The organism is Wolbachia endosymbiont of Dactylopius coccus, from assembly GCF_977011065.1.
On sequence record NZ_OZ347065.1, the window covers coordinates 960,402 to 987,308 of the forward strand.

A 26,907-nucleotide genomic window follows, 5' to 3' on the forward strand; every position below is an offset into this window, starting at 1 on the left:
GGCATATATTATGAACATTGAACGTGCTGTGAGCTCTAGTTTTACTGCATTGCCAGTATTACCTTTAAGAGATGTAGTAATTTTTCCAAATATAATGGTGCCTTTATTCATAGGTAGAGAAAAATCTGTTAATGCACTAGAATATGCAACAAGTAGTAGTAGTCACCAAAATGAGATTTTTCTTGTAGCACAGAAAGATGGCTCTGTTGATAATCCGGAGCCAGAAGATCTTTATGAAGTAGGTGTGTTAGCAAACATTATACAACCATTAATAAAATTGCCTGACAATGCAGTAAAAGTTATAATCCGGGGGATAAGAAGGGGAAAAGTTGTAGAATATATTAGCTCTCATGCTTTATTACAAGCCAGGGTAGAGTTAGACAATCATCATAAGGAAGATGAAGACAATATTGATTTAGAAGCTTTAAGGCGATCTGTTATAGACGCGTTCGATAGCTGGTGTAAGCTAAACAAGAAAAATCAGCCTGAAGTTGCCATTAACCCCATTGATCAAATCAAAGAAGTTGATCAACTTGTAGATACGGTAGCTTCACATTTAAATATAAAAGTATCGGATAAACAAAGCATACTTGAGGCTTATGACCCAAAAGAGCGTTTAAAAAAAGCTTTTGCTTTTATTGAGAAAGAAATAAGTATTTTGAACGCACAAAACTGTTTATATAAGACAATTAAATCGCAAGTTGAAAGCACTCAGAAAGTTTACTACCTTAACGAGCAATTGAAAGCTATACAGAAAGAATTAGGCGAATTTGAGAATGGTGATGAAGGGAATATACTCAATGAATTTGAAAAAAAGATAAATGAAACAAAGCTTTCTCAGGAAGCAAGAGAGAAAGCTATAACTGATTTGAAGAGATACAAGAAAATGAATCCCATTTCTCCTGAAGCTACAGTTATATCTAGTTACTTGCATTGGTTACTTGATTTGCCGTGGGGAAAGTACAAAGATGCAAAAATTAACTTAAATGCAGCTAAAAAAATCTTAGATGAAAATCATTATGGCATAGAGAAAGTAAAAGATAGAATAATAGAATTTTTAGCAGTATTAAAAAGAGTAAAAGAGATAAAAGGTCCTATACTTTGCTTGGTTGGACCGCCAGGTGTTGGTAAAACTTCTTTAGCTAAGTCTATGGCAGGAGCAGTAGGAAGAGATTTTGTTCGCATAGCTCTTGGTGGTGTGCGTGATGAGTCTGAGATACGAGGGCATAGGAAAACTTATATTGGCTCAATGCCTGGTAAAATCATTCAACACATGAAAAAAGCTAATTCATGCAACCCGCTTTTTCTGCTTGATGAAATAGATAAGATGGGTTCTGATTCGCGTGGCGATCCTGCATCTGCATTACTTGAGGTTTTAGATACTGAGCACAATAAGCACTTTACGGATCATTACTTGGAAGTTGAGTTTGATCTTTCAAGCGTAATGTTTGTAGCTACGGCAAACAGCTTAAATTTGCCACATCCTTTGCGTGATAGGATGGAAATTATACAATTGTCCGGGTATACTGAAGATGAAAAAATCAGTATTGCTACACACCACCTTATTCCGAAGTTAAAGAAGGAGCATGGTTTGCATCAGAAGGAGTGGAGCATAACTAATGAGGCGCTATATGAATTGATACGTTTATATACACGTGAAAGTGGTGTGCGGAGTATGGAAAGGGAGCTTGCAAAGCTCATGAGAAAGGCAGTTAAAGAAATATTGACTGATAAAAATAAGAAAATATCCGTAGGGGTTGACAATTTACAAGATTATTTAGGGGTACGTAAATATACCTTTGGCATTGCGGAAAATGAGAGTTTAGTAGGAATAGTAACTGGGCTCGCCTATACTGAAACAGGTGGTGATATTTTGATGATAGAATCAGTCTTAATTCCGGGCAAGGGAGAAATAAAATACACAGGAAAGCTTGGAGAGGTTATGCAAGAATCTATAAAAGCTGCGTATAGTTATATTCGATCAAATTGCTTATTTTTTGGTATAAAGCCCGAAAAATTCCAAAATAATGATATACATTTGCATGTACCTGAGGGTGCAGTACCAAAAGATGGCCCTTCTGCTGGCGGCGCGGTATGTACGTCTATTGTTTCTCTTATGACAAATATACCAGTTAACAAAAATGTTGCTATGACAGGCGAAGTGACATTGCGTGGTAGAGTTTTAGCTATTGGGGGCTTGAGAGAAAAATTGCTTGCAGCACTCAGAGGATCAATCAAAACTGTAATTATACCAAGTGAAAATGAGAAAGATATGCAAGAGATTCCGGCAAGCATCAAAGAGGGAATCAACGTAGTTTTTGCTAAGAATATTGATGAAGTTATGAAAGTTGCTTTAATGCACCCTACTACTCCAATTGATGGTGATGATAATCAAAATAGTGTGCCTTCCTCTATAGAAAATAAAGATGATACTTTTCCTATGTCGGAAACATTGAAGCATTAGATTAAAAAAATATTATCAATCTCCATTTCTCTTTTATCCGGCAAAAATCCACCAACTTGTGCATCCCACAGAGTTTTATACATTCCATTTTTATCAAGAAGTTCCTGATGCGTGCCATCTTCTACAATCTTGCCTTGATCAAGAACCAAAATACGATCCATATGTAGAAGTGTAGATAAACGATGGGCAATAACGATAGTTGTAGCATTGCTTGTTTCAAGTACTTCGTTTAGTGACTCTTGTATTAACTGTTCTGTTGGAGTGTCAAGTGCAGAAGTTGCTTCATCCAGAATTAATATAGGAGCATCTTTTAAAATAGCTCTTGCGATTGCGATACGTTGCCTCTGTCCACCACTTACTTTAACACCCCTCTCGCCTACAATAGAATGATACCCGTTGGTCATTTGCATAATATCATCATGAACCTTTGCTTTTTTACACGCTTCAACAATTTCATCAAAACTTGCATCATGTTTAGCAAGCTGTAAATTTTCTAAGATAGTTCTGTGAAACATAGTAATATCTTGCGGAATTACTGATATATTTGCCCGTAAAGATTCTTGTGTAACATTGATGATATTTTGGTCATCGATAAGGATTTGTCCACTTCGCACATCAAAGTATCTGAGCAAACACTTAATGATAGTTGTTTTTCCTGTACCAGAAATGCCTACAATGCCGATTCTCTGACCGGATTGAATATGTAAATTGAAGTTATGGAGCACATCAGTTTTACTCCCACTATACGCAAAGCATACGCTCTCAAATTTAATTTCGCCACGCACATTTGTAAGAAGCTCTGCATTTGGCATATCCTCGATGTCATGATCACGATTAATAAATGAAAATGACGCTTTCATTGATGCGATTCCTGGGTTTATACTAAATAACAGATTTTTTAAAAAATCATCCAGCTCTCCATGCACATTAAGTGTAATCATCGAAATAAAAGCAAAACCACCTGCGGTGATGTGTCCGTTTTGATACAAATAGGCAAGTAAATAAATTTGCACAGCACACATAATAGTCACCATGATTGTATCGGCATTATCTACCCAATAAGCATCAAATTTACGGACTCTTTTATCTGAATCTTGCCAGCGTAACAATGCCGGAGTGATCTTTAGCTTAAACTCCGTCCACACATTACCAATAATTTTTATGCCAAATATGTTTGCTATAGAATCATTTATAATCCCCAGAGTTTCTTGTCTTGCCGCAACATATTGTTCCTGAAGTTCCATTTGCTTTTTTAATAAAAAAGCTATAACTGGTGTGTAAATTGTTACAAATGCAAGTATTACAGTTGCCGATGTTACATTAATGCTAAAAAGAAATAATATACTTATAACAACGGTTGCTACGCTGTTCAAAGCCTGAAAACAGGAGCCTATTAAAGTGGTTAAACTATTTTGAAAATCTGTAATCTTACTTGAGATTTCACCTGATAAATGAGAATCAAACCAATGTAATGAATGCCCAAGTGTTTTTGTATACATGTTAGTTATAGTTTCAGCTAGTATTATAGGTTTGTACTTTATATCTAATAGCCGAGTGATAAAAAACATTCCATGATGCATAAGTGTGTAAAAAACAAATAGCATTAATAATGTTGTAACACTGGTGTTTGATTGGATTGCATCGATGATTTCTTTTATATTATAACTTTTAATTGTTTTAGACACAGACGCAGTGACTGCTATTACACACAATGAGCAAAGATATGTTTTGTATCTTGCAAAAATAGACCTAAGATAGGTTGAAAGTTTAGTCATTCTGTTTACTCAAAGTTTCCAGATAATCGCAACAAGTATACGGTGAAAATTAGTTCCGGCATTCAATTTCTTCATTTTCCTTTTTATCTAGCAAAAACCCACCAACTTGTGCATCCCATAAGGATATGACTTGCTTTGTTGTTATGTCATTCATTTGAACTACGTATATCAATTTGAAAAATGTACACTGTCTTGTATTATAGTACCTAAAAGTAAGAAAGACCATGCTCAACATACAAAATAACGCTCCACTCTGTAGAAAATGGATATTCTTAGCAGTATGTGCCCTTGCTTGCTCTGGATTGTTGTCAATAATTGTTATTTTTTTACGATTGCCTTTTATCTCCTCTCTTGTTCCTTCTGCACAATATATCTTTGATAATGCGCTGGTGATACACGTGAACTTGTCAATTTTGGTGTGGATGTGCTCTATAATATCTCTGCTCTTTATCATAAACCTACAAAATACCAATAGTTGGTTTAACTTTTCATGGGTTCTATCAACCCTTTCGATGCTGCTGATGTTTATATCCGCATTTGTTCCAAACACTGAAGTTATCAAAAGTAACTATATACCTGTATTACAAAACAAATTATTTTTGCTAGGGCTCAGTTTGTTTATTGCCAGTATATTAGTAAATGCAATGCTAGCATACACATCAAAAAAAGAGGTTTCATTTCTCTCTGTTGGGCAAATTGGGCTGGTTATTATACTTGTTTCATCATTTCTTTGCTTTATTTTAGCATATCAAAATATGCCTCCAGGTCTATATCATTCAGATAAGAATTTGTTTTACGAATATCTCTTTTGGGGAGGCGGACATTTGCTGCAATTTGCTTTTGCTCAAGCAATGTTTTTAGTTTATTTGATAATACTGAATGCTAGTGATATTAGTCTAAATAAAATTACCATTTTACCACTATTTATAAACACGATTTTAGCTGTAGGCGCACCGTTTGTATATTTTGTTTATCCAGTTGATAGTACCAAGTTAATACAGTTTTTTACTTGGCATATGAGGATTGCTGGAGCAGTTTTGCCGTGCTTTTTGATAATATTAGTGTGCTGCAACATCAGAACTTTTATTAATAATAAAAGCAACTATTTATTACATTCATTTTTGTTGTTCACTTATGGAGATGTGCTCGGAGTGTTGACTATTGAAGGAAATGTCACCATTCCCGCTCATTATCACGGTTCTGTAGTTGGGATCACTATAGCTTTTATGAATTTTGTCTACTGGCTGTTACCAAAATTGGACTGTAAAGAAATAAAAAGCTCTATAGTAAAATTACAGATTTATGCGTACAGTGTGGGGCATTTTCTCCATATCACTGGCCTTGTGTGGCTTGGTGGGTATGGTGCTTTAAGGAAGGTTGCAGATCTGCCAAGTATTTCATCAATGTTAGCACGCACGTGCTTCATTATAGGTGGCGCTATATCAGTTGTTGGTGGAATGTTGTTCGTAATAATTGTGCTTTTACATCTGTTAAAAGGCAAAGCGCGTACCAACTAACCCATAGAAACGAAAAAACTTACTTGACAAACTCCACCAGCCCCCTTATCATGAAAGTGAAGCTATTTATTTATCTTCGCAATCTCTGCAGTGGATTAATGACAAAAAACTTAATGTATTTGGCGTAAATCATGCTTAATTTTTGCACTATGTGCACCTCATGTCTTTATAAAACTTCTAGGTTTCTACCTATATAAGCTGAAACGCGCTTATAAAGCGTTTAAGACAGTAAAAGACGTGACAAGGGAGAATTTGAATACTAGCCACCCTGGGGTTTCTTTGCCTTTTTTTCCGCTCAGTAAATTTCTTAACGTTTATAATTTAGGTTAGTTGCATTTAAAAGCGGCTGAATCGTAGCGTTTAGAATAAAAAACGCCAATATTTTGAAGTACATATAAATAACTAGTCACCAACGGGGCTTCTTTTGCCTTTTTTTTTATTTGGTAAATTTCTTAATGTTTGTAGCTAACATGAACAAACATTTGAGAGTAACTTCTGCTAGTAGGGTGTCATCCCAGTGCTTGACACTGGGATCCAGCTTTCTTTATAAATTCACCAAAAGTGCTTCATTCTATAACGCAAAACCCATACTCACCAAACCCAATGCATTACTTGCAACTAAGTTTCCTGGATCCAAGTAGTCAGGGCACTGGGATGACAAAAAAGGGGCTACTCGGATGACACCATTCTTTTTTCTAGATCCAAGTAGTCTGGGCACTGGGATGACAAAGAAATAGACACTGGGATGACATCATAGGGGCTACTAGGATGACAAAAAAAGGAGCACTGGAATGACAGGAGAAGGAGGCATTGGGATGACATCATAGAGGCGCTGGGATGACACCATGACAATCGTCATACCGCTACTTGTTAGCGGGATCTAGAGATACCGCGGTGGTATGATGTAGGGGTTGCCGAGATTCCAGTGCTTGACACTGGAATCGAGTTTTCCATATAATCTCATCGAAAATGTTGTAACCACTTTCTATGCTAGTTTGCTTGTGAGCAACCTGGATCCAAGTAGTCAGGGCACTGGGATGACAAAAAAGGGGCTACTCGGATGACACCATTCTTTTTTCTAGATCCAAGTAGTCTGGGCACTGGGATGACAAGAAAGAGGCTACTTAGATGACATCTTTCTTCTTGGTATAAATTACTTTTATATCTCAATGTTCATACAGCTATGCACGTTGCCGCGCAGTGGATGAGCTCTAAGAGCATAGTTTTTACATAATAATATAACATTCTGTTCATAAATCAATGTTTCAACGTACAACAAGAACATTTTCATTGTGATTAAGATTTCTAGTATGTATATTAATAAATCTTGTTCTCAACTAAGTAATGAAAGTAATAATTGTTATAATAATGTTATTGTGTAGCAGTTACACAATGGCAAGCGAGCGAATAAGTCTAGTGGGTAAAAAACTATCTCAAGGATATGTAGCTCCAGTGCTTACAGAAGATAGCGTTATTTTATCAGACAAGCACGGCGCTTTATATTCCTTTGATATTGATAACTCAAAGGCTATGAATTGGAAATTACACCTCTCACATAGGAAAAAAATTGGTAACATGAGCCTATCGCATTATGAAAAAAATGTTTTCTTTATAGTGGATAACACTTTACACGCAATAGATGCAAAAACCGGCAAGATTGAGTGGGAAAAAGAATTGAGAGCTCCAGTAAGAGGGAAAGCAGCAGTAATAAATAATAAATTGGTAGTATTGACTATTGATAATTATCTGTACGTGTTTGATATAAAAGATGGCAGCTCCGTTTGGGCTTATCAAAACGGTATCAATGAGGTTCGAGGTTTGTATTCCATATCGCCAACAACTTCTAACGATAAAATAATAGCACCATTTTCAAATGGTGAGTTAATAGCTTTTAATGAAGACGGTAAAAAATTGTGGAGCCAAAAATTGGCTACAAACCTTTTGGATACACAGCTCACAGATGTAACTACTACACCGAGAGTGCTTGGCGATACTTTAATAGCTACAAACAATTCTTATATTTATGGTATTGACGTAAAATCAGGGAATATTTTATGGTCAAAGTCACTGCAAGTAAAAAGTGTATCAGACATTGAATCATATTATAGTCCTCTTATTCCTGCAGAGAAACAAAAAGAAGGCGGAAGAATTTTTATAGTAACTGAAGATAATAAAATAATCGGCCTGGATATAAAAAATGGAGAAACAGTCTGGGCATCTGATTTAATAGAAAATACGCAATTGTTTGCTCCAATTGTGCATGCCCATACACTGTGGGTGACAAGCAATAAAGGTTCAATGCTTGCTTTTCCTGGATCTGAAAGTGCAGGAAAGGTAGTCAAAGTACCTGGTAATGTGTTTCACACTCCAGTGTTTACTCACGATAAAATATATGTAACAACTGAGGGAAATGGTGTTTATTCTTTAGAAAATAGGTTTGTTCTTTATGATTGATTATGATCTGATTGTTATAGGTGGTGGTCCAGGCGGTTATAAGTGTGCTATCGCTGCTGCAAAACTTGGATTGAAAGTTGCCTGCATAGATAAAAATAGCATTTTTGGTGGTACATGCTTGCGAGTTGGATGCATACCTTCCAAAGCACTACTTCATTCTTCCTATCAGTATGCTCACACGAAAAATGATCTGTCGAAGCTTGGCATAAAAATTAAGGATGCAAGTTTCGATTTAAAAGAAATGCTAGGCTATAAGGACGCCAGAGTTCAGGAGCTTGGAAAAGGTATAGAATATCTGTTTAACCTTCACAAAATCACTAAAATTAATGGACTTGGGAAAATTACTTCTTTTGACCAAGGTAATCTTGAAGTTTCAGTTGAAGATAAGGTGCTGAAGACAAAAAATATAGTAATTGCAACCGGTTCTGACGTTATTTCTTTGCCAGGAATTAATATCGATGAGAAAAGTATTATTTCATCAACTAGTGCATTGTCTTTAACTGAAGTACCAAAAAAACTTGTCGTAATCGGAGCCGGGGCAATAGGGCTTGAAATGTCTTCTGTATGGAGGAGGCTAGGGTCTGAAGTCACTGTAGTAGAATTTTTTGACAGAATCGCTGCAGCAATGGATGGAGAATTAAGTAAGTCTCTACTTTCTAGTCTACAAAAACAAGGAATAAAATTTTTACTTAGCACTAAAGTTGAGGGAATAAAACAAAGTAGTAACTCTTTGAGTGTGAAAGTTTGCTCTGTAAAAGATAATCAAACAAACACTATAGAGGCGGATAAGGTATTGGTGGCAGCAGGACGCAAACCATGTACTGATGGTCTTGGTATTGATGAAAAAATAGAAAAAGATAATCGCGGTTTCGTTCAAGTTAACAACAGATATGAAACTAATGTGAAAGGAATATTTGCTATTGGTGATGTGATTGGTGGAGCAATGCTTGCTCATAAAGCAGAGGAAGAAGGAGTGGCAGTTGCAGAGATAATAGCAGGACAGTCACCTCACGTTGATTATGAAATTATACCATCTGTCATTTACACTCACCCTGCGGTTTCTTCGATCGGTAAAGCCGAAGAGGAACTCAAAAATGCTGGCTATAAGTACAAAGTTGGTAAATGTCAATTTGCTGCAAACGGCAGAGCAAAAATCACTGATGATGCTGAAGGATTCGTGAAAGTGCTGACTTGTAGCAGAGCAGATACAATACTAGGTGTGCATATCATAGGAGCATACGCTGATACGCTAATCAACGAAGCAGCGGTTGCAATGGCATATGGCGCAGCAGCAGAGGATATATACAGAATTTGTCACTCTCATCCTGATATAAATGAAGCCTTTCGAGATGCGTGCATCGATGCTTTCTTTAAAAAATAATTGTGGACCTCGGTTCAATCATTGAAAAATGGTATGAGTGGCTGAGGTGCAACAGATCTTATTCACCAAACACTTTAGAGTCATACATGAGGGACTTGAAGGATCTTATAAGTTTCCTAAATACTCACATTGGTGGAGAAGTAAATGTCGGCACTTTGGAAAAATTGAGCGTACCTGAGTTAAGAAGTTGGCTTACCTCTCGTTACGCAAGAGGTGTGAATGCAAGATCTAACACTCGAGCACTCTCAGTAATCAGAAATTTCTTCAAGTACATAAAAAATAACCACAATATAGACAATGAAGCTGTATTTTCCTTATCAAGGCCAATTCAGAGAAGAACTCTGCCCAAAGCATTATCAATACCTGATATAAAAACTTTAGTAGACTTTTTCTTACATAACCACTATTTACACGGGGCTCACTCTTCTTTGTCATTCCAGTGCTTGACACTGGAATCCAGAAAAAAAGAAGAATGGATCCCAGTGTCAAGCACTGGGATGACAGGAGGCAACGCAAAAACTTTAGTGAAAGAAACGGAATTATCTGACCTGGGTGAACCTTGGGTGGTCAAAAGAGAGATTGCAATTATTGTCCTGCTGTATGGCACAGGTTTAAGGATTAGTGAGGCGCTAAGTCTTAAGGTTAGTGATGTCAGCAGCGAAAACCTAATAATTACAGGTAAGGGAGGTAAACAAAGGCAGGTATTTATTCTTCCGGTAGTAAAAAAGTGCATACAAGAATATATAAAAGCTTGTCCTTACCTTGGCATTGACGATGAAGCACAATATCTCTTTGTGGGAGTAAGAGGAAAAAAGTTGGGAAGAACTTACGTCGCTAATCGCTTGCAGAAAATAAGGAGAACGTTAAACTTGCCAGAAATTTTATCTCCACACGCATTCCGTCACAGTTTCGCCACTCATTTGCTTCAAGAAAATGTTGACATAAGGTCTATACAACAACTGCTTGGTCATTCGAGTCTTGAGACCACTCAAGTTTACACTCACCTCAATTATCAAGATGTTTTTAACATGTACAAAAATTTTCAGCAGAGTTTGGAGAAGAAGCCAAAACCTTAACTTCATTCTAAACTGATAACATGTATCCGTTCAGGGGTGTGGCTTAAGAGACAATAGATAGGAGATTTTGAGAAGGGTTGAGCTTCTTTTGCCTCCAGGTTAGGTACAATGAGATCACCCGTTCAAGAAACATGTTTCCTCGTACCGACTGTGTAAAATACGAATTCTTACGATAGACTACATAATGCCGTATCTGTCGCTCAACATGGTTATTCGTTAATGCCTGGGTCATCCAAAAATGTCCACATCATTGGCTCGGATTTTATAATACCCTTTACCGTTCGTGAAGCTCCTTTTGCTTCAAGTATATAAGATATTTTTATCATGCAGTACTGTTCGTAATTCTTTGGCTTAACTTTGAAATACTAATTTCATTTTCTGATAAAGCGTTTTTTAATGCAAACAATCCATTAGCTGCATCTTTTAAACAATGGCCAAGTCTCATTACTTCACTATTCCAACTATGAGATAACCTCTCGAAATTTCTCAATAAGTGAGCCCAACAAATTTGTCGTTTTTCATCACTGAAGTGGTTGTAAACTGCATATCTGTCGGTAATTACCAGGTTTTTGTAATCACAAAAGGGAGTGTTAAATAAACTGTGTCAAACCGAAAAAAAAGCAATAAATTGATATAAAAAAATGGAGGTTTGACATGAGTCAAAAAATAGCAAACAGAACTACCGGATTGGTAGATTATAAAGAATTAGAAACAAATATCTTATCGTCTATACGAGAAGGAAGACCGTTGACAGGAAGATTAACACCATTTATAAAAAAGCTGCTGGAGGCAAGTCTAGAAGGTGAAATAGAAAACCACTTGTTGGCTGAAAGCGAAGAGAGTAACCGAAGAAATGGGAGGAATGGAAAGACTTTGCGGACAAGTGCTGGTTCATTTGAGCTCAAGAGATAGGGAGGGAAGCTTTGAACCACAAATAGTCAAAAAAAGGCAAACAACAGAGCTTGCAACGAAGATTTTGAGCACATTTGCCAGTGGTATGGGCTATAGAGATATAGCGTTACATGTTGAGGAAATTTATGATCACAAAATATCGGCAGCAGAGATATCAAGTATCACTGACAAATTACTACCAGTAATCAACGAATGGCGTAGTCGCCCGCTGCAGTCCGTGTATCCAATAGTGTTTATGGTTTTTTAAAGTCAAAGAGTTGTGTAAGTAAATGTATGTATAATATATTAGGTATAGGTATATTGTGCTATAAAAAAGGTAGAGCAAAAATGGACTATCCTAATTGGGCTTTAACTATGTCTCAATTTGATGTCTTCTTTCCCGGCAGATTGAAAATTGAGTTGAACTAAAAATGCGGTTTGACACAGTTTATTTAACACTCCCTTTGTATCATTGTACTGAGCGTGTTAGCGCCGCGGCGGTATGACGTAGGAAAACCTGCACTAGCTATACTAAGCTAATCATCATCTCCAAATATGGAGCTAATTTTTTTGCCCCCAGGAGAAAATTTATTAGTCCAACTGCTTTGCACTTTGGTTACGTCTTTAGTGGCGGTTTTATTGCTGTATTCCTTGATTTCCTTATCTATTCTATCCATCATTTGTGGATCTAGGCAGCTATTTTTCCATTGATCAGTAGCAAGGAACACTTTGTTTAAATCTTGAGTGCGAATTAAGTATTCTTTATCCTTAGGATAAACCTCTTGTGCCCAAGCAAATAGCTCAAAATAGCGTGCAAACAATTCAGATGCGCGTGACTTTGCAGTTTGATAAGCTTGTATCTCCTTAAATATAACTTGGCTAATAATTTTCTGCACAAGAATATTTGCTTGCTTTAGGTTCTGCTCAACATCTTGATAAACTTTATGGAGAAATTCCTGCTCCAGGCTCAAGTGAAGCTCATTTTCAACCATATGTGAAAGTTCATGCACTATAATGTATGGATTTGACCTTCTCAGCACAATAACATATCTGTTTGCACTGCAAGACTGAATTGTCTTACACACCCCTTCTTCCATATCCATTAATCCCTCTTGATATATCTCAAACAAGAGCCTATTTTGCTTTATTAGTGATAAAGTGAGATTTAATGTGTTTCTAAATTTCTCGAATTGATAGAGATATTCTATATAACGTATAGTATTCTCACTGTTTCCAACTCGAGTTGCTTGCTTTATTAAATTCCCAATTAGCATGCTCTATTATTAAAGGAATATTTTTTATATTCAAGAGCTACAAAGTGTTTTTAGGGAGCCTGATTGCATGGCTAAAGTATTCATGTTTACTGATAACCGTCATCCCGCCACGGTATCTCTTAGCCGCTAACACGTAGCGGGATGACGAGATTATCGTCATTCCGCCGCAGACCGTCATTCCGCCGCGGTATCTCTTAGCCGCTAACACATAGCGGATTACGATTGTCAGGCCAGCGCCCCTATGATGTCATCCCAGTGCCCCTATGATGTCATTCAAGTAGCTGACTACTTGGATCCAGGAAAAAGAATGGTGTCATCCGAGTAGCCCCTTTTTTGTCATCCCAGTGCCCAGACTACTTGGATCCAGGAAACTTAGTTGCAAGTAATGCATTGGGTTTGGTGAGTATGGGTTTTGCGTTATAGAATGAAGCACTTTTGGTGAATTTATAAAGAAAGCTGGATCCCAGTGTCAAGCACTGGGATGACACCCTACTAGCAGAAGTTACTCTCAAATGTTTGTTCATGTTAGCTACAAACATTAAGAAATTTACCAAACGAAAAAAAAGGCAAAAGAAGCCCCATGGTTAACTAGTTATTTATATGTACTTCAAAATATTGGCGTTTTTTTATTCTAAACGCTTAATAACCGCGATTCAGCCGCTTTTAAATGCGACTAACCTAAATTATAAACATTAAGAAATTTACTAAGTGGAAAAAAAGGCAAAGAAACCCTAGGGTAGCTAGTATTCAAATTCTCCCTTGTCTATTTGACGTCTTTTGCTGTCTTAAACGCTTTATAAGCGCGTTTCGGCTTGTATAGGTAGAAACCTAAAAGTTTTATAAAGACATGAGGTGCACATAGTGGGAAAAATTAAGCATGATTTACGCCAAATACATTAAGTTTTTTTGTCATTAATCCACTGCAGAGATTGCGAAGATAAATAAATAGCTTCACTTTCATGATAAGGGGGCTGGTGGAGTTTGTCAAGTGATTTTTGACGAAATGATTTTGAAAGTAAAGAGCGGGAGAAGGGGGTCGAACCCTCGACCTCAACCTTGGCAAGGTTGCGCTCTACCAACTGAGCTACTCCCGCAATTAAATCAACCTAAATTTACTTAATTATAGGCATATACAGCGATTTGTAAACCCCGTGTACACGAAAAATGTGAGAGCCCATAAATTTGCGTGGTTCCTTCTATGATCTTTTCGTATACTTAAGGCTCATTTTTGATTATCATAGGTTTTCAATTGTGCCAAAAAATGTATTAATTTTATGGGAATATTTTTATATAAAGACGACTTGCCAGCTAGTTCAATACCAGATGATATAAGGTCTATAGCTGTTGATACCGAGGCAATGGGGCTACTTCATAGCAGAGATAGATTATGCCTTGTGCAGCTCTCTTTTAATGATGGCAACGTTCACTTAGTTCAACTCAAGAACGATTATACAGCGCCAAATTTGAGAAAAATATTAGAGGATAAAAATATAACTAAAATATTTCACTTCGCGCGATTTGATGTAAGCATAATACGTCATTACTTGGAAACTTGGGCACTTCCGTGCTATTGCACAAAAATAGCTTCACGTTTAGTTCGCACCTACACAGATAATCATAGCTTAAAAGAGTTATGTTTAGAGCTGCTTGATACCAAACTAAATAAGCAGCAGCAATCTTCTGATTGGGGAAATGAAAATTTAACAGACAAACAAAAAAGTTATGCTGCATCTGATGTTTTGTATCTCCATAAGATAAAGGAAAAGCTAGACTTAATGCTGGAACGTGAAAATAGAAAAGAATTGGCCCAAAAGTGTTTTGAATTTCTTCCTACTCGTATTGAGTTAGACTTAATGGGTTGGGAAAACGTGGATATCTTTAACCACCAGATGTAATCATTTGTGAGAAGTTTTTTGTTTGTGCAAAACACTTTAGGGCAATTTTTCAAGCTCTGCGGTAAGAATTTAGTTGATTAGTTGCTAATTGATGCGCTATATTTACAAAAATTTAGGTATTTTATGAGTGATGATATTATATCAGTAAATGATCAAAATTTCAAATCTGAAGTCACTGACTATAAAGGGTTTGTTCTGATAGACTTTTGGGCAGAATGGTGCGGGCCATGTAAAAGTCTAATGCCACGTATCGAACAATTGGCTAAGGATAGGAAAGGCAAGATCAAGATCTGCAAGTTCGACATAGATGAAGGGACTGAAGTGCCAAGTAAGTATGGAGTGCAATCTATACCTACTTTAATCATATTTCAAGATGGTAAGGAAATTGCACGCAAAATTGGTGCAACAAATGATTTGCCAAGTTGGGTTGATAGTGAAATAAGCTAATAGACAAATTTGCTTTTGTGTGTATTATAAATATTGATAAAAGGGATTGTAGCTCAGTCGGTTAGAGCAGTTCGCTCATAACGAATTGGTCGTAGGTTCGAGTCCTACCAATCCCACCATTGTATTGATCTTAGCATGATCGTAACAATGAGAAAACTATAGTATATGAACTATATATTAATGTAATGGGGGAAATGATGGAATTTACTAAGTCTCTAAATAACAAGTTAGATGAATTGCACTTACTAAATCATCCATTCTACCAATCATGGAATACAGGAAGCTTAAGCTTGCAAGCTTTACAAACCTATGCTAAAGAATATTATCACCATGTTGCTGCGTTCCCTCGTTATATCAGTGGTATACATTTTTTGTGCCCAGATCTAAAAATGCGGCAGGTTTTGCTTGGTAATTTGATAGAAGAAGAACAAGGTGATGAAAATCACCCAGAGTTATGGAAACGTTTTGCTGAAGGGCTTGGTGTAACACGGTCTGATCTCCATAAGGATACACAGATTAAAGAGACACAGGAGCTAGTTGATGGTTACTTTGATATTGTACGATCAGACTTTGCTTCCGGTTTGGGTGCACTTTATGCTTATGAACGTCAAACTCCAGAGGTTTCTAAGTCTAAAATTGAAGGTTTAAAAAAACACTATTCAATAAGTGATGAGCGTTCTCTTCAATTTTTTACGGTTCATATGCATGCTGATGAGTGGCATTCTGAGGAGTGTGCAAATCTTATTGAAGATCTAGATGAAAAAGAGCAAGATAAAGTTATGCAGGGTGCTCAAAAGGGAGCAAAGCTCTTGTGGGGTTTTCTTGATGGAATGATGAATGCTAGCGTGTGTTAGTAGTTGTAAGTAGCTTAAGAATTAAAACTCAGTGATGTTGGAATGCAATGTCTGCATGTAATCTTCTTATATCTGACTTACGGCTTTGGGTTCATTTAGGCTATAGTGCAGAAGAGAAGTATCATTCCCAATTAGTTAGTATTGATGTTGATTTTATTTTTAAATCTCCTCCTTTAGGGCTTATGACTGACCGGCTTGAAGATACCGTCTGCTATCTAGAGATAGTACAAAATATTCAATCTCTTGTTCAGAGCAAGCAATTCAATTTAATCGAGCACTTAACCCATGATATATACAGAGCCATTAATAATCTTTTGGTGCAGAAAAAACATACTATTTCTTCCATAAGAGTGACTACTCACAAAGTTGCACCACCCGTTCCTAATGCGCATGGAGGCGTCTTTTTTACCTATTGTAATGCACTGCAAGAACAGGAAGATAACTAATGATCTATATTTCTATTGGCTCAAATATAGGAAATCGCTTTTCCCATTTACAAAGGGCTGCTCAGTTACTAAAGGAACGCTATTTTAAAGATTTAAAGTCTTCGATCATTCTAGAAACTAAGGCCATTTTACCAAACGGTGCTCCACCTGAGTGGGATAAGCCATTTCTCAACATGATTGTCTATGGAAGTTGTTCTTCTTCTCCCGAAGAGCTATTAAAAGGTCTAAAACAAATTGAGTGTGATATTGGCCGCCTGCAGGTCTATGAAAAGTGGGCACCTCGCGTTATTGATTTGGATATTTTGTTATGGGATGATCTAACGCTCGATACACCCTACCTTAGAATTCCTCACCCAGAATTGATAAACAGACCATTTTTGCTTCACTTGATGGCAATGCTGAACCCTATGGATAATACTCCAATAATCAACAAGACGTTCGGTACTGTTGCTTATGATATCCCTAACATTCAAGATTGTTTTTTAAAGAGTTTTACGCTTTCGCCAGAGCTTGTGGGTATTGTCAATATTACTCTTGATTCATTTTCAGATGGTGGTCTTTATTATGATGCAGATCAAGCAACCAAGCAAGCACTGCAACTGGTATCAGACGGTGCAAGTATAGTTGATCTTGGTGCTCAATCAACAAGACCTGGATCTTTAATGCAGATCCCAGAGGAAGAGTATGCACGTCTAAAGCCAGTACTTGATAATCTTAGCGATTATATGAAAGCTGGCGATATTAAAGTTAGCATTGATAGTTTCTGGCCAGATGTTATTTTGAATGTTTTAAAACACTACAAAATTACCTGGGTAAACGATCAGAAGGAAGCTCTAGATAATAATACCTTAAAAGCAATTGCTAGTAATGGTTGCAGCATCGTTATTATGCATTCACTTTCAATACCACCACATAGAGACAACATTATTCCAGGCGACACTGACCCAATTGATATCATAAATAATTGGGCAGAGAAGAGCATTAGCAGGTTACTTACCCTAGGTTTTGATCAAAGCTCGATAATTATTGATCCTGGTATTTGTTTTGGAAAATCTCTATATCAGAATATCTGGCTTTTACGCAATATAGAAGCATTGCGAAGTTTTGGCTGCAAAGTTCTGGTTGGTCATTCTAGAAAGTCATTTATTTCTTCTTTTTCTACAGAACCTGTCTTTAACCGAGATTTAGAAACAATTGCTTTATCATCTGCATTGCACAACAAGGTTGATTTCCTTCGAGTGCATAATGTGCGTGATCACATGCGATTTTTTGTAGCTCAAGCTGCTTTACAGGAATGAAGATTATCGGAATTATGGCTGTTGATCCCAAGGGGGTGATTGGAATAAATAATGGATTGCCCTGGCATTATCCAAGTGAGTTAGATCATCTTCGTCAAGTGACTGACAAACAAGTTATTGTGATGGGAAGAAAAACATTTGAAACAATACCACAAAACATATTAAAGCCTATTGTTTTTTCTCGTAACAAATTAAGTCCTTGTTTTAATAAAGGCATAGAATGCACTATTGTTTCTTCTATGCAAGAGTTCTTGTCAATCCAAGGTAATTGGAGTTACCCTCAAATCTTCATGATTGGTGGAGCACAAATAGCGCACCTTTTTTTGGAGTATGATCTAATTTCAGAGTTTATCATAACAGAAATTCACAGACCTTATGAAGGTGATGTATATTTCAACTTAACACTTCTTGATAGATGGAATAAAACTATTCTTACCAAAACAAAAGACTATACTATATGCAAGCTAACACGTTAATATGCATATTGAAGCAATTTATACCCACCGCATTGAATGTGGAGAAGTATTAGAGCAGGTTCTTGATCGCTATGTTTCAGAGTTGCTAAAAGAGGAAGTTGTTCTTGCTATCACATCGAAAATCATTTCCATTTGTCAAAAACAAGTGGTTTGCAAAACTGCTTGTTCTAAAGAAGAGCTAATCAAAAGAGAAGCTGATGCAATTGTTGATATGGCTCACAGTATCTGTTTAACGATTAAAGATAATATCTTAATTCCATCTGCTGGTATTGATGAATCAAATGGTAATGAGGTGTATATTCTATATCCAAAAGATGTTCAGAAAACAGCTCTATCAATATGGGACTATCTCAAGACAAAACACTGCATAAAACATCTTGGTATTTTGATTACAGATAGTAATGTAACACCTATGCGTCGTGGGGTTACGGGCGTTGCTCTTGGTTGGTGTGGATTTGAACCACTTTATTCCTATATAGGCAAGCCAGATCTTTATAATCAATCACTGCAAGTAACACAAGTCAATCTTCTTGATGCACTGGCAACATCTGCTGTTTTAGTTATGGGAGAAGGGGCAGAGCAAACACCAATGGCAATAATTAGTGGTGCACCAAAGGTTCACTTTCTTACTCGTCCGCCAACTACAAAAGAAGAAAAAAGTGTTAAGATATCTATGAAAAAAGATCTTTACTCTCCTCTCCTCATGGGAGCCCGTTGGTTGAAGAGTTAAAGAGGAACTTAAAAATTTGCTATTCCTTCATAAGGAGAATATCTGTTCAGACAATGGCGTCAACTTAAGGACACATTTTAGACTTCTTTGTTGAAATAAAACAGCAACAAAAGTGCTATTTATTGCAGCTAGGTAATTTAATGGTAAAAATTTTAGAGAGAAATTTTATACACTATCACCGATATTTTTCCTTAAGTTGACGCCATTGTCTGTTCAGATGCATGGCTAATGCTGAAACAAAAATTCCAGTACTCCCTTTCTTGTCATCCGAGTAGCTGACACTGGGATCCAGGATTTTGATTAGCACTAAGTTGGTGAGCATATAAGTGTTATGTTAAAATATAACGTTTTTACGGAAAGTCTGGATCCCAGTGTCAAGCACTGGGATGACACCATTCTTTTTTCTACTTAGTTTGGGTTATTCAAGAAGTCTACTTACTTTAAAGAACCTCACTTTACGCTGATCTTTGAGCGCTCTTCTGTGGTATTTTGTAAGAGTATAACTTGTGAAATCGTCTTCCCTATAGATTAAAGAGTTACACTGCTTTATATGTGATGCTATCCACTCTGCATAGTCCTGATGATCGGTTGCAATGAATATTTCCCCTGTTATAAGTATTTTTTTTGCTAATAAATTTAAAAATTCCGTATTAATTAATCGTCTTTTATTGTGACTTCTTTTTGGCCATGGATCTGGAAAGAGAATAAAGAATCTTTCAACACTGTTATCAGGAAAATTTGCAATCAATTCTCTTGCATCTTCTGTCCACATTAAAATATTTTTTATGTTCTGTATTTCTATGTTTGTTAGCAAGCGAGAAACCCCCTTTAAGTAGGGCTCACATCCTATAAATAATAGATCAGGTTCATTGAGCACCTGGTAAAGCATATTTTCACCGTTGCCAAAGCCTATTTCTACCCATATTCTTTTTTGTGAATTTACAATTTTCTCTATAGATTCCTTGCTGTTTTGAATAGAATATTTTTCCAATATTTCATCAACATCAGGTTTTAGCCTGGACCTTCTAGAGAACGATCTAATCCACTTGCTATTCTTAAATAGCATATTCTTGATACATATATAATTTTCTCACTATATTTTATATAGCTTAAACAATTCTCGAAATGAGTTAATGAAAAATTACTTGTCAATAATTGTTAATATTATATAATATATGAGTTCTAATAAAGTTTAAGTTAAAGGTATGAATAATAATAATCCAGTCGTAAATCTACCGGTTACTATCAGAAAGCTATCATCAAACAAATTTATAGAAGAGATATGTCAAGGCCAATTTGAGGATCAAGATAATACCTTGTTTGAAGATTCTTTTGTTAACAAAATTAAAGAAGGAGATGTGGTAGAAGGTGTAATTACAAGAATAAACCCTAACGACGTTGTGGTTGATATTGGTTTAAAATCTGACGGGAGAATTCTGATCAAGGAACTCGGTTGTAATGATGAGGTCATTATTGGCTCGAAAATCAGAGTTTATGTGGAAAGAATTGAAGATTATCATGGTAATGTTGTTCTTAGTCGTGAAAAAGCAATTAGGGACGAAAAATGGAATAAGTTGGAAGAAGATACAGTTACAAGGGCTGAAGTAAGCGGAGTTATTAAACGCTCAATTAAATGTGGCTTTATTGTTGATCTTGGTGACGGAATAAGCGCTTTTTTACCGCTGAGTCATGTGGATTTGAAGCAAGTAAAAGATGCGAAGCACCTTATTGAAACTGAACAAAAGTTCATCGTGCTTAAAATGGATAAGAAGCAGGGCAATATTGTAGTATCAAGAAAGCTGGTGTTAGAAAAATTGCACGCTGGTGAAAAAATTAAATTTTTAGAATCTTTAAATGAAGGCGATATAATAGAAGGGAAAATAAAAAGTATCACTCATTACGGTGTATTTGTCGGTATTCATGAATCAGATGTAGTGGGAGTTATAGATGGATTGTTACATATTACAGATATCTCTTGGAGTAGGGTAAGTCATCCGTCTGCAGTTTTTACTTGTGGTCAGACTATAAAAGTTAAAATTATAAAAATAGACAAGGAAAATGCTAAAATTTCCTTGGGTGTGAAGCAGCTAGAAGATAGCCCTTGGCAAGATGCAGAGTCAAAATATCCAGTTGATAGTGTGCATAAGGGTTATGTAACAAGCATAGAAGATTATGGATTATTTGTTGAGCTTAGACCTGGGATTGAAGGTTTAGTACACTCATCGGAAATAACTTGGGTTAAGAGCAGTTTGCCAGTTAGTAGTCTCGTAACAAGGGGACAAGAAGTACATGTAAAAATTCTCAGTATTGACATTGCTAAGAATAGGATGAGTTTAAGCATGAAAAGGTGTATAGATAATCCTTGGCAAGTATGTGTTAATAAGTATCCTCCTGGTTCTATTATTTCTGGTGAGGTTAAGAATAATACCGGCTCATATATATCTGTTGCTTTCAATGATTCTGAAATAGATGAGAACGTAGAAGGGACAATCTATGTGAAAGATCTAAGTTGGTCTAAAAATAGCTCAGATGAGATAAAGAAATATAATGTAGGTGATAAAATAGAAGCAAAAGTAATAAGGGCTAACGTGAATCGGGCAAGAATTTATCTTGGCATAAAACAAATAGAGTATGACCCTCTTGAAGAACTAATAAAGAAAGTTGAGGTAGGCGATAAAATACAGGTTACTGTAGGTAAGAAAGAAGATAATGGACTAGTCGTTGAAGTTGAGAACGATGTAACCCTTCTAATAGATCAAGAGCATTTACCGGAAAATAAAAAGTTCTCTATATCAGAAAAAATAGAAGTTGAAGTATTGGGTGTTGAAGAATATAACATAGTATTATCTGCTAAGTGATAAGGTTTACTTATTTTGGCTTCATATAAATGGCAACAAAATCTGATATAATAGCGAGGGTAGCAAAAAGACATCCTTTTTTAGATAAGATTATTATAGCAGCTATAGTTGATAGATTTTTTGGGATACTTTCAAACACATTGAAACATCATAATAGAGTCGAAATTAGGGGATTTGGTTCTTTTTCAGTTAGAAGTTATAACTTGAAAGAAGCAAGCCATTTAATGTTACAGAAGTTTACAAAGAATCAATACTTTAAAACATATTTTCGTAGCAGTAAAAAATTGTCTGACTTGATAAATGAATAAAAACTTATACCATAAATAAGATAAAAGTAGGAATTTAAGTTTATACTGTACAGTAAAAATTTTTAGCATCATATGCAAGTAGTAGAAATAGTTATACGTAATAACACATACAAAATATCTTGCGAAAGTGGGAAGAAGAGCCATTTATTACGCCTTGCTAATAGTTTTGATAAGCTAGTTGGTTCTGTATCTCAAAAAATTGGAGGTAAGGGTTCGGATGCATTAAATTTCTTACTTGCAGCACTAATTCTTGAGGATAAAATTTTAGAATTAACAAAGCGGTTGGATGAAGTAAATCAAGAGCGCGAAAATTATAAAAACGAGAAAAGAATAGAATATACTGAGGTACTAGATAAGGTAAATAAGATTATTGAGTGCATAAAGGATTAGCTTCAATAAAGCAAGCAATTAAATTAACTATCTGACTACTTAAGCCAGGAGGAAGGTTTGTTTTACGAGTTATGTAACAATATAATTCGTAATCATCAAGATCAACTATTTTTTCGTATTCGATTAGTTCGCTTAAGGAAAATTTATCAAGATATTTCAATGCGAAATGCCCTAAAAGTATATCAGTTTCTTTGCAACCCCTATGCCAACTTCTATACATCAATTTTCTTCTGAGTAGTGAGGTATCTGTCATTACAATTAAACTTTTTTTAATTTAAAAGTTAAACTAAATACTTGTCAAGCGAGGCGCGTTTTAATATACTTAACATTTTGTTAAGATCTAAATATACAGGTGGAATTAATTTCTAATCTTATTCATCAATTTAGTGATGGAATATATTATTTTTTATCATTTTCTTTAATAATTTCTATCATAGTATTCGTGCATGAATATGGGCATTATATTGTTGCCAAAGCATGCAAAGTTAAAGTTGAATCTTTTTCTATAGGTGTTGGTCCTGAAATTTTTGGTTTTAACGATAAGTCTGGAACTAGGTGGAAATTAAGCGCTGTTCCACTGGGCGGTTATGTTAAAATGCTAGGGGATACTAATGCAGCAAGCGTCCCAGTTGATCAACAAGAATTAACTGAAGAAGAAAAGTTGTATTCATTTCATACAAAACCGCGGTATAAAAAAGCAGCAGTGATTTTTGCAGGACCTTTTGCAAACATAATATTTACTGTTATAGCTTTTACAATATTTTTTAGCATGGCAGGCTATTATCGCACTCCACCGGTAATTGGCAGCGTAGTTGAGGGTGGTGCAGCAAAGCAAGCTGGTTTACTGCCAGGTGACATTATTACACAGATTAATGGAGATAAAATAAAATATTTTGAAGATATTTCACGTGTGATAATGTCGAATCCCAAGACGAGGATGGAAATTAAGTATAGCAGAAATAATGAGGAGCATAGAACTAGCCTGATTCCATTGACAGTTGAGGGTAGAGACGTCTTTGGCAACATGATAGAAAGAGAAACTATAGGGATTATTTCAGTCAATACATTAAAGCAGTCGTCTTTTCTTGGGGCTGTGAGCTTATCAGTAAGTGAAACTTACCATACTATGTGTTTAACAATCAAAGCTATCTTTCAAATTATTGTTGGTAAGAGAAGTGTAAATGAAATAGGCGGACCAATAAAAATCGCAAAATATTCAGGGCAGTCAGCTAAAAAGGGATTTATTATGGTTTTGTATTTCATGGCAATTATTTCAGCTAATTTAGCTGCGATTAACTTGCTACCAATTCCGCTACTAGATGGTGGGCATTTATTTCACTACATTATAGAAGCAGTTATACGTAGAGACTTAAGTTTGAGACATCAAAAATATGCAGCGATTTTTGGTGCTTCCATATTATTTCTGCTGATGGCAGTTGCGTTCTCAAATGATATCAGGAGTCTTTTTTAAGATAAATATGAAGAAGCTACTTTACATATTATTGATAGTGATTTTTCCTGCTTTGCTTGTTGCTTTAGAAAATAAGGAAAAAGTGCAGATAAATGATATCAAATGCATTGACAATGAGCGAGTAAGCAATCAAACAATAGGGTTTTATATAAAATTAGAGTCTGGTAGTTATGTAAACGATGATGATATAGATTCGATTATAAAAGGCTTATATAGAACAAAGTTATTTGCTAGTGTTAACGCTTACATTGATGAAGAAAAAAACTTGGTGATAAAAGTTCAAGAAAATCCACTGATTAACAAGGTAATACTAAAAGGTAATAAGCTATTTAAAAGCAAAGAACTGCTAAATAATGTAATTCAGTCAAAGTCGCTAACTATTTTAACTGAAACAAAATTGCAAAACGATTTAATGAATTTAGTCACTACTTATAGAAATAACGGTAAGGTTGGCGTTAAAATTGAATATGAGTTGGAGAAGCTCGATAGTAATAGGGTCAATCTAATTTTCAAAATAAAAGAAGGCAAAACCTCTAAAATTAAGGATATAAGATTTATAGGCAATAAAAACTTTTCTGAAAATGAGCTAGAGCAAGTTATTAAAAGACATAGTAATGACATATTTAGTAAGTTATTTAGAGCCATTTTTAAAGGCGAAAATCATTATTCACCGCAATATCTATTGATTAACACAGAATTGCTCGATCGTTTTTATTCGTCTAAGGGATATATTCAAAATAATATTCAACCAATTGTTGAGGTTGATAATAACAATCAAACAGAGTTAACTTTTTTGATTGACGAAGGACAGCAGTATTTGTTTGGAAGTAATGAGGTTAATATTGAAACTGAAATTCAGGATTTGAGCCTAAAAGAAGAAATATTGGATTTTATAACAGAGGAAAACGATAAGATATTTAATAGAGTTAAAATTAATAATACAGTAGAAAAAATAAACAAATATTTAAATGAGAAAGGATATATATTTGCAAAAGTTAATCCAGAGTATGCACAACGTGACAACGTTGTAGATGTAACCTACAGAGTGCTGCCGGGTAAAAAGATTTATATAAATCAAATTACAATTGATGGTAACGATCGCACTTTAGATAAGGTGATCAGAAGTAAGCTAAGTATAGCAGAAGGTGATGCGTACAATATATCTGAGATTCAAAAGTCACGTAAAAAACTAATGAGTAGTGATTTTTTTGAAACAGTGAAAGTAAATAGTTACGCAGTTAATGACAATGCAGTAAATCTTGACTTAAATGTTAAAGAAAAAAACACTACTTCGTTGTATTTGGGAGGCGGTGTGTCTCTTCCTGGTGGAGCATTGATTAAAATTGACCTCAAAGACCGTAATTTATTTGGTACTGGAAAAGAGCTCTCTTTTGCTCTTGAAAAAAGTCAATACTTATTTTCTACTGATTTAGAGTTTGTTGAAAATAATTTTAATGATTCTGATACGTCACTAGGTGTAGACGTATTTTACGAAAAACAAGATAAGCCAAACACTACTTTTGATAGTTGCGATATGGGATTTTTTACAAAGTTATCATATAAAGTCACAGAGAACTTAACTAATTCCCTTCGCTATTCTTATAAGTATAACCGTATACACATGGATAATAAGGGTGGACAAGACACCGATATCTCTGAAATAATACTGGACCGAAAAGGTGAACATCAGATTTCATCAGTGGGATACACGTTGGCATATAATAAACTGGATAACCTCTATACTCCAAAAGAAGGGTATTTACTGCGCTTAAGTCAGGATATTTCAGGATTGGGAGGAAACGTGAATTTCCTAAAATCTGAATTCTTATCTTTTTATACGCACCCTATATTAAGCAAAATTGACGATGATATAACGCTACGCTTTAAGATGGCGGCAGGTCATATTTTTTCTTATACTGATGAAAATCTAAACATTGGCCAGCACTTTTTTAAAGGGGGTAATGAGATTAGAGGGTTTGACCTTTCCGGTATTGGACCAAGAGCAGAAGACAAAAATAAAAGCTCATTGGGAGGCAAAACTTATTTTAATCTAACACAGCAAGTGGATTTTCCTCTACCAAAACTATATGACTATGCTGGTATCAAAGGCTCACTGTTTGTTGACTATGCAACACTTTTTGGCTTAGATGATAAAAATAAGAAGTATGAAGGGAAATACTACGATAGCAAGCTTATGAGAGTGTCACCAGGTTTTGGCTTTTCAATGCTTTCTCCTTTTGGTAGACTTAGATTGGATTTCGGGTTTCCTTTAGTAAAGGAATCTTATGATATAATACCATCAGCAAATGTTAAATTTTCTATTGAAGCGGGGATTTGAATGAAATATATACAGTTATTAATATCAGTTATTGCGTTAATTACTTCCATGTTTGTGGGGTACAAGTTTGTAGGATATCAATCTCAGGGCGTGCTTAATACAAAGGCTGCCATTATTGATAGTGATAAAGTTATCAATGAATCTCTGGCTCTGCAAAATATACAACAACAAATAAAAGAACAGAATTCTAGATTACAACAAGAATTTGAAAGTGAGTTAGAAAAACTTAAGCCATCAAAAGAAGAATTTGACCTTTTGTCAGAAGAAGCAAAAAAGGAAAAGACAGGACAATTTAATAAGTATACTGTAAATACTAGAGATAATTACGCTAAAAAAATGTTACATTTAGAAGAAAGCTATAGAGACGCAGTAGAGAGTGTTTTTAATAAAATAAAAGAAGTTGCTAAAAGAACGGCAGAAAAAAACAACATAGATTTGGTACTATTTATTTCAAAAAAGAACCAAGTTTTATACTCCATGGATGAAGTTGATTTATCAGATGTGGTATTAAACAATATAAACAAGGAAATACCTGAATTTGCTTTAAAAGGCATTGAGTAGGCT

The 26,907-nt window shown here is 35.5% G+C and carries 26 protein-coding genes, 2 tRNA genes and 2 pseudogenes; 21 read left to right on the forward strand and 9 right to left on the reverse strand.

Features of this window, described 5'->3' with window-relative positions; translation table 11 throughout:
• The first annotated feature begins 10 nt into the window (after window positions 1-10).
• Window positions 11-2,464 carry an endopeptidase La gene (gene lon, locus ACWHVF_RS05160; RefSeq protein ID WP_064124792.1) on the forward strand — a complete coding sequence of 818 codons (2,454 nt, stop codon included), beginning with the start codon at window positions 11-13 and terminating at the stop codon, window positions 2,462-2,464.
• Here the strand turns inward: lon and ACWHVF_RS05165 are convergent.
• On the reverse strand, window positions 2,461-4,239 hold the full coding sequence (locus tag ACWHVF_RS05165; protein WP_064124791.1) for an ABC transporter ATP-binding protein: 1,779 nt from the start codon (window positions 4,237-4,239) through the stop codon (window positions 2,461-2,463). The genes lon and ACWHVF_RS05165 overlap by 4 nt on opposite strands.
• 224 nt (window positions 4,240-4,463) lie before the next feature.
• Here ACWHVF_RS05165 and ACWHVF_RS05170 point away from each other — a divergent pair, with 224 nt between their 5' ends.
• Both ACWHVF_RS05170 and ACWHVF_RS05175 read left to right on the forward strand, forming a co-directional pair.
• A complete protein-coding gene (locus tag ACWHVF_RS05170) occupies window positions 4,464-5,756 on the forward strand; it encodes a cbb3-type cytochrome c oxidase subunit I (RefSeq protein WP_064124790.1) in 1,293 nt (430 codons plus the stop codon).
• 440 nt (window positions 5,757-6,196) lie between these two features.
• Window positions 6,197-6,397 (forward strand): hypothetical protein, encoded by a 201-nt coding sequence (locus ACWHVF_RS05175; protein ID WP_447933192.1) that lies wholly within the window; start codon window positions 6,197-6,199, stop codon window positions 6,395-6,397.
• Window positions 6,398-6,425: 28 nt separating this feature from the next.
• On the opposite strand, the gene ACWHVF_RS05180 is transcribed toward ACWHVF_RS05175, so the two are convergent.
• Both ACWHVF_RS05180 and ACWHVF_RS05185 read right to left on the reverse strand, forming a co-directional pair.
• Window positions 6,426-6,581, reverse strand: a complete 156-nt coding sequence (locus ACWHVF_RS05180; RefSeq protein WP_179945540.1) for a hypothetical protein — start codon at window positions 6,579-6,581, stop codon at window positions 6,426-6,428.
• A gap of 165 nt (window positions 6,582-6,746) precedes the next feature.
• Window positions 6,747-6,926 (reverse strand): hypothetical protein, encoded by a 180-nt coding sequence (locus tag ACWHVF_RS05185; protein WP_179945539.1) that lies wholly within the window; start codon window positions 6,924-6,926, stop codon window positions 6,747-6,749.
• A 174-nt stretch (window positions 6,927-7,100) separates the two neighbouring features.
• Between ACWHVF_RS05185 and ACWHVF_RS05190 the strand changes: the two genes are divergently transcribed.
• The 3 genes from ACWHVF_RS05190 to ACWHVF_RS05200 are packed head-to-tail and all read left to right on the forward strand — an operon-like array spanning window position 7,101 to window position 10,667.
• Window positions 7,101-8,210: an outer membrane protein assembly factor BamB family protein gene (locus ACWHVF_RS05190; RefSeq protein ID WP_064124685.1), complete on the forward strand. Its 1,110-nt coding sequence runs from the start codon at window positions 7,101-7,103 to the stop codon at window positions 8,208-8,210.
• A complete protein-coding gene (lpdA, locus tag ACWHVF_RS05195; protein ID WP_447933226.1) occupies window positions 8,203-9,591 on the forward strand; it encodes a dihydrolipoyl dehydrogenase in 1,389 nt (462 codons plus the stop codon). The genes ACWHVF_RS05190 and lpdA overlap by 8 nt, the downstream gene beginning before the upstream one ends.
• Window positions 9,592-9,593: 2 nt before the next feature.
• On the forward strand, window positions 9,594-10,667 hold the full coding sequence (locus ACWHVF_RS05200) for a tyrosine-type recombinase/integrase (protein ID WP_064124746.1): 1,074 nt from the start codon (window positions 9,594-9,596) through the stop codon (window positions 10,665-10,667).
• A gap of 43 nt (window positions 10,668-10,710) precedes the next feature.
• On the opposite strand, the pseudogene ACWHVF_RS05205 reads toward ACWHVF_RS05200, so the two are convergent.
• Window positions 10,711-11,265, reverse strand: a pseudogene (locus ACWHVF_RS05205) (IS66 family transposase); the annotation flags it as partial.
• A gap of 56 nt (window positions 11,266-11,321) precedes the next feature.
• Here ACWHVF_RS05205 and ACWHVF_RS05210 point away from each other — a divergent pair.
• Window positions 11,322-11,873, forward strand: a pseudogene (locus ACWHVF_RS05210) (transposase); the annotation flags it as partial.
• A 221-nt stretch (window positions 11,874-12,094) separates the two neighbouring features.
• On the opposite strand, the gene ACWHVF_RS05215 reads toward ACWHVF_RS05210, so the two are convergent.
• The 3 genes from ACWHVF_RS05215 to ACWHVF_RS05225 all read right to left on the reverse strand — a co-directional run bounded on the left by ACWHVF_RS05215 (window position 12,095) and on the right by ACWHVF_RS05225 (window position 13,926).
• Entirely contained in the window at window positions 12,095-12,832 is a 738-nt protein-coding gene (locus ACWHVF_RS05215; protein ID WP_064085726.1) for a WD_0702 family putative metalloprotease, read from the reverse strand.
• 353 nt (window positions 12,833-13,185) lie between these two features.
• Window positions 13,186-13,386 (reverse strand): hypothetical protein, encoded by a 201-nt coding sequence (locus tag ACWHVF_RS05220; protein WP_447933192.1) that lies wholly within the window; start codon window positions 13,384-13,386, stop codon window positions 13,186-13,188.
• A gap of 467 nt (window positions 13,387-13,853) precedes the next feature.
• Window positions 13,854-13,926 (reverse strand) — tRNA-Gly (locus ACWHVF_RS05225).
• A 180-nt stretch (window positions 13,927-14,106) separates the two neighbouring features.
• Between ACWHVF_RS05225 and ACWHVF_RS05230 the strand changes: the two genes are divergently transcribed.
• From ACWHVF_RS05230 to ACWHVF_RS05265, 8 genes are all read left to right on the forward strand, one after another.
• On the forward strand, window positions 14,107-14,727 hold the full coding sequence (locus ACWHVF_RS05230; protein WP_064125103.1) for a ribonuclease D: 621 nt from the start codon (window positions 14,107-14,109) through the stop codon (window positions 14,725-14,727).
• A 123-nt stretch (window positions 14,728-14,850) separates the two neighbouring features.
• Window positions 14,851-15,174 carry a thioredoxin gene (trxA, locus tag ACWHVF_RS05235; protein WP_064125104.1) on the forward strand — a complete coding sequence of 108 codons (324 nt, stop codon included), beginning with the start codon at window positions 14,851-14,853 and terminating at the stop codon, window positions 15,172-15,174.
• Between the two features lie 42 nt (window positions 15,175-15,216).
• Window positions 15,217-15,293, forward strand: a tRNA-Ile gene (locus tag ACWHVF_RS05240).
• A 78-nt stretch (window positions 15,294-15,371) separates the two neighbouring features.
• The gene (locus ACWHVF_RS05245) at window positions 15,372-16,028 is read left to right on the forward strand and encodes a CADD family putative folate metabolism protein (RefSeq protein ID WP_064125105.1); all 657 of its coding nucleotides are present in this window, start codon (window positions 15,372-15,374) and stop codon (window positions 16,026-16,028) included.
• A gap of 47 nt (window positions 16,029-16,075) precedes the next feature.
• A complete protein-coding gene (locus ACWHVF_RS05250) occupies window positions 16,076-16,474 on the forward strand; it encodes a dihydroneopterin aldolase (protein ID WP_064125106.1) in 399 nt (132 codons plus the stop codon).
• On the forward strand, window positions 16,474-17,772 hold the full coding sequence (gene folP, locus ACWHVF_RS05255) for a dihydropteroate synthase (RefSeq protein ID WP_064125107.1): 1,299 nt from the start codon (window positions 16,474-16,476) through the stop codon (window positions 17,770-17,772). Before ACWHVF_RS05250 ends, folP begins: the two co-directional genes overlap by 1 nt.
• A complete protein-coding gene (locus ACWHVF_RS05260; protein WP_064125108.1) occupies window positions 17,769-18,248 on the forward strand; it encodes a dihydrofolate reductase in 480 nt (159 codons plus the stop codon). Before folP ends, ACWHVF_RS05260 begins: the two co-directional genes overlap by 4 nt.
• 1 nt (window position 18,249) lies before the next feature.
• Window positions 18,250-18,978 (forward strand): putative folate metabolism gamma-glutamate ligase, encoded by a 729-nt coding sequence (locus ACWHVF_RS05265; protein WP_064125109.1) that lies wholly within the window; start codon window positions 18,250-18,252, stop codon window positions 18,976-18,978.
• 418 nt (window positions 18,979-19,396) lie between these two features.
• Here the strand turns inward: ACWHVF_RS05265 and trmB are convergent, their stop codons facing one another.
• Window positions 19,397-20,044 carry a tRNA (guanosine(46)-N7)-methyltransferase TrmB gene (trmB, locus tag ACWHVF_RS05270; RefSeq protein WP_064125110.1) on the reverse strand — a complete coding sequence of 216 codons (648 nt, stop codon included), beginning with the start codon at window positions 20,042-20,044 and terminating at the stop codon, window positions 19,397-19,399.
• A 139-nt stretch (window positions 20,045-20,183) separates the two neighbouring features.
• Here trmB and ACWHVF_RS05275 point away from each other — a divergent pair, with 139 nt between their 5' ends.
• From ACWHVF_RS05275 to ACWHVF_RS05285, 3 genes are all read left to right on the forward strand, one after another.
• The gene (locus ACWHVF_RS05275; protein ID WP_064125111.1) at window positions 20,184-21,836 is read left to right on the forward strand and encodes a 30S ribosomal protein S1; all 1,653 of its coding nucleotides are present in this window, start codon (window positions 20,184-20,186) and stop codon (window positions 21,834-21,836) included.
• A 29-nt stretch (window positions 21,837-21,865) separates the two neighbouring features.
• A complete protein-coding gene (locus tag ACWHVF_RS05280; protein ID WP_064125112.1) occupies window positions 21,866-22,144 on the forward strand; it encodes an HU family DNA-binding protein in 279 nt (92 codons plus the stop codon).
• Window positions 22,145-22,216: 72 nt separating this feature from the next.
• Window positions 22,217-22,534 carry a cell division protein ZapA gene (locus tag ACWHVF_RS05285; RefSeq protein WP_064125113.1) on the forward strand — a complete coding sequence of 106 codons (318 nt, stop codon included), beginning with the start codon at window positions 22,217-22,219 and terminating at the stop codon, window positions 22,532-22,534.
• Here the strand turns inward: ACWHVF_RS05285 and ACWHVF_RS05290 are convergent.
• Complete coding sequence (locus tag ACWHVF_RS05290; protein ID WP_064125114.1) at window positions 22,512-22,787, reverse strand: FAD assembly factor SdhE; 276 nt, start codon at window positions 22,785-22,787, stop codon at window positions 22,512-22,514. The two genes, ACWHVF_RS05285 and ACWHVF_RS05290, sit on opposite strands and share 23 nt — an antisense overlap.
• A 99-nt stretch (window positions 22,788-22,886) precedes the next feature.
• Between ACWHVF_RS05290 and rseP the strand changes: the two genes are divergently transcribed.
• From rseP to ACWHVF_RS05305, 3 genes are read left to right on the forward strand one after another with little or no spacing between them, the layout of a single operon-like run.
• Window positions 22,887-24,005, forward strand: coding sequence for an RIP metalloprotease RseP (gene rseP / locus ACWHVF_RS05295; protein WP_064125115.1), 1,119 nt, complete (start codon window positions 22,887-22,889; stop codon window positions 24,003-24,005).
• A 7-nt stretch (window positions 24,006-24,012) separates the two neighbouring features.
• Window positions 24,013-26,343, forward strand: a complete 2,331-nt coding sequence (bamA, locus tag ACWHVF_RS05300) for an outer membrane protein assembly factor BamA (protein ID WP_064125119.1) — start codon at window positions 24,013-24,015, stop codon at window positions 26,341-26,343.
• Entirely contained in the window at window positions 26,344-26,904 is a 561-nt protein-coding gene (locus ACWHVF_RS05305; RefSeq protein WP_064125116.1) for an OmpH family outer membrane protein, read from the forward strand.
• Window positions 26,905-26,907 lie beyond the last annotated feature (3 nt).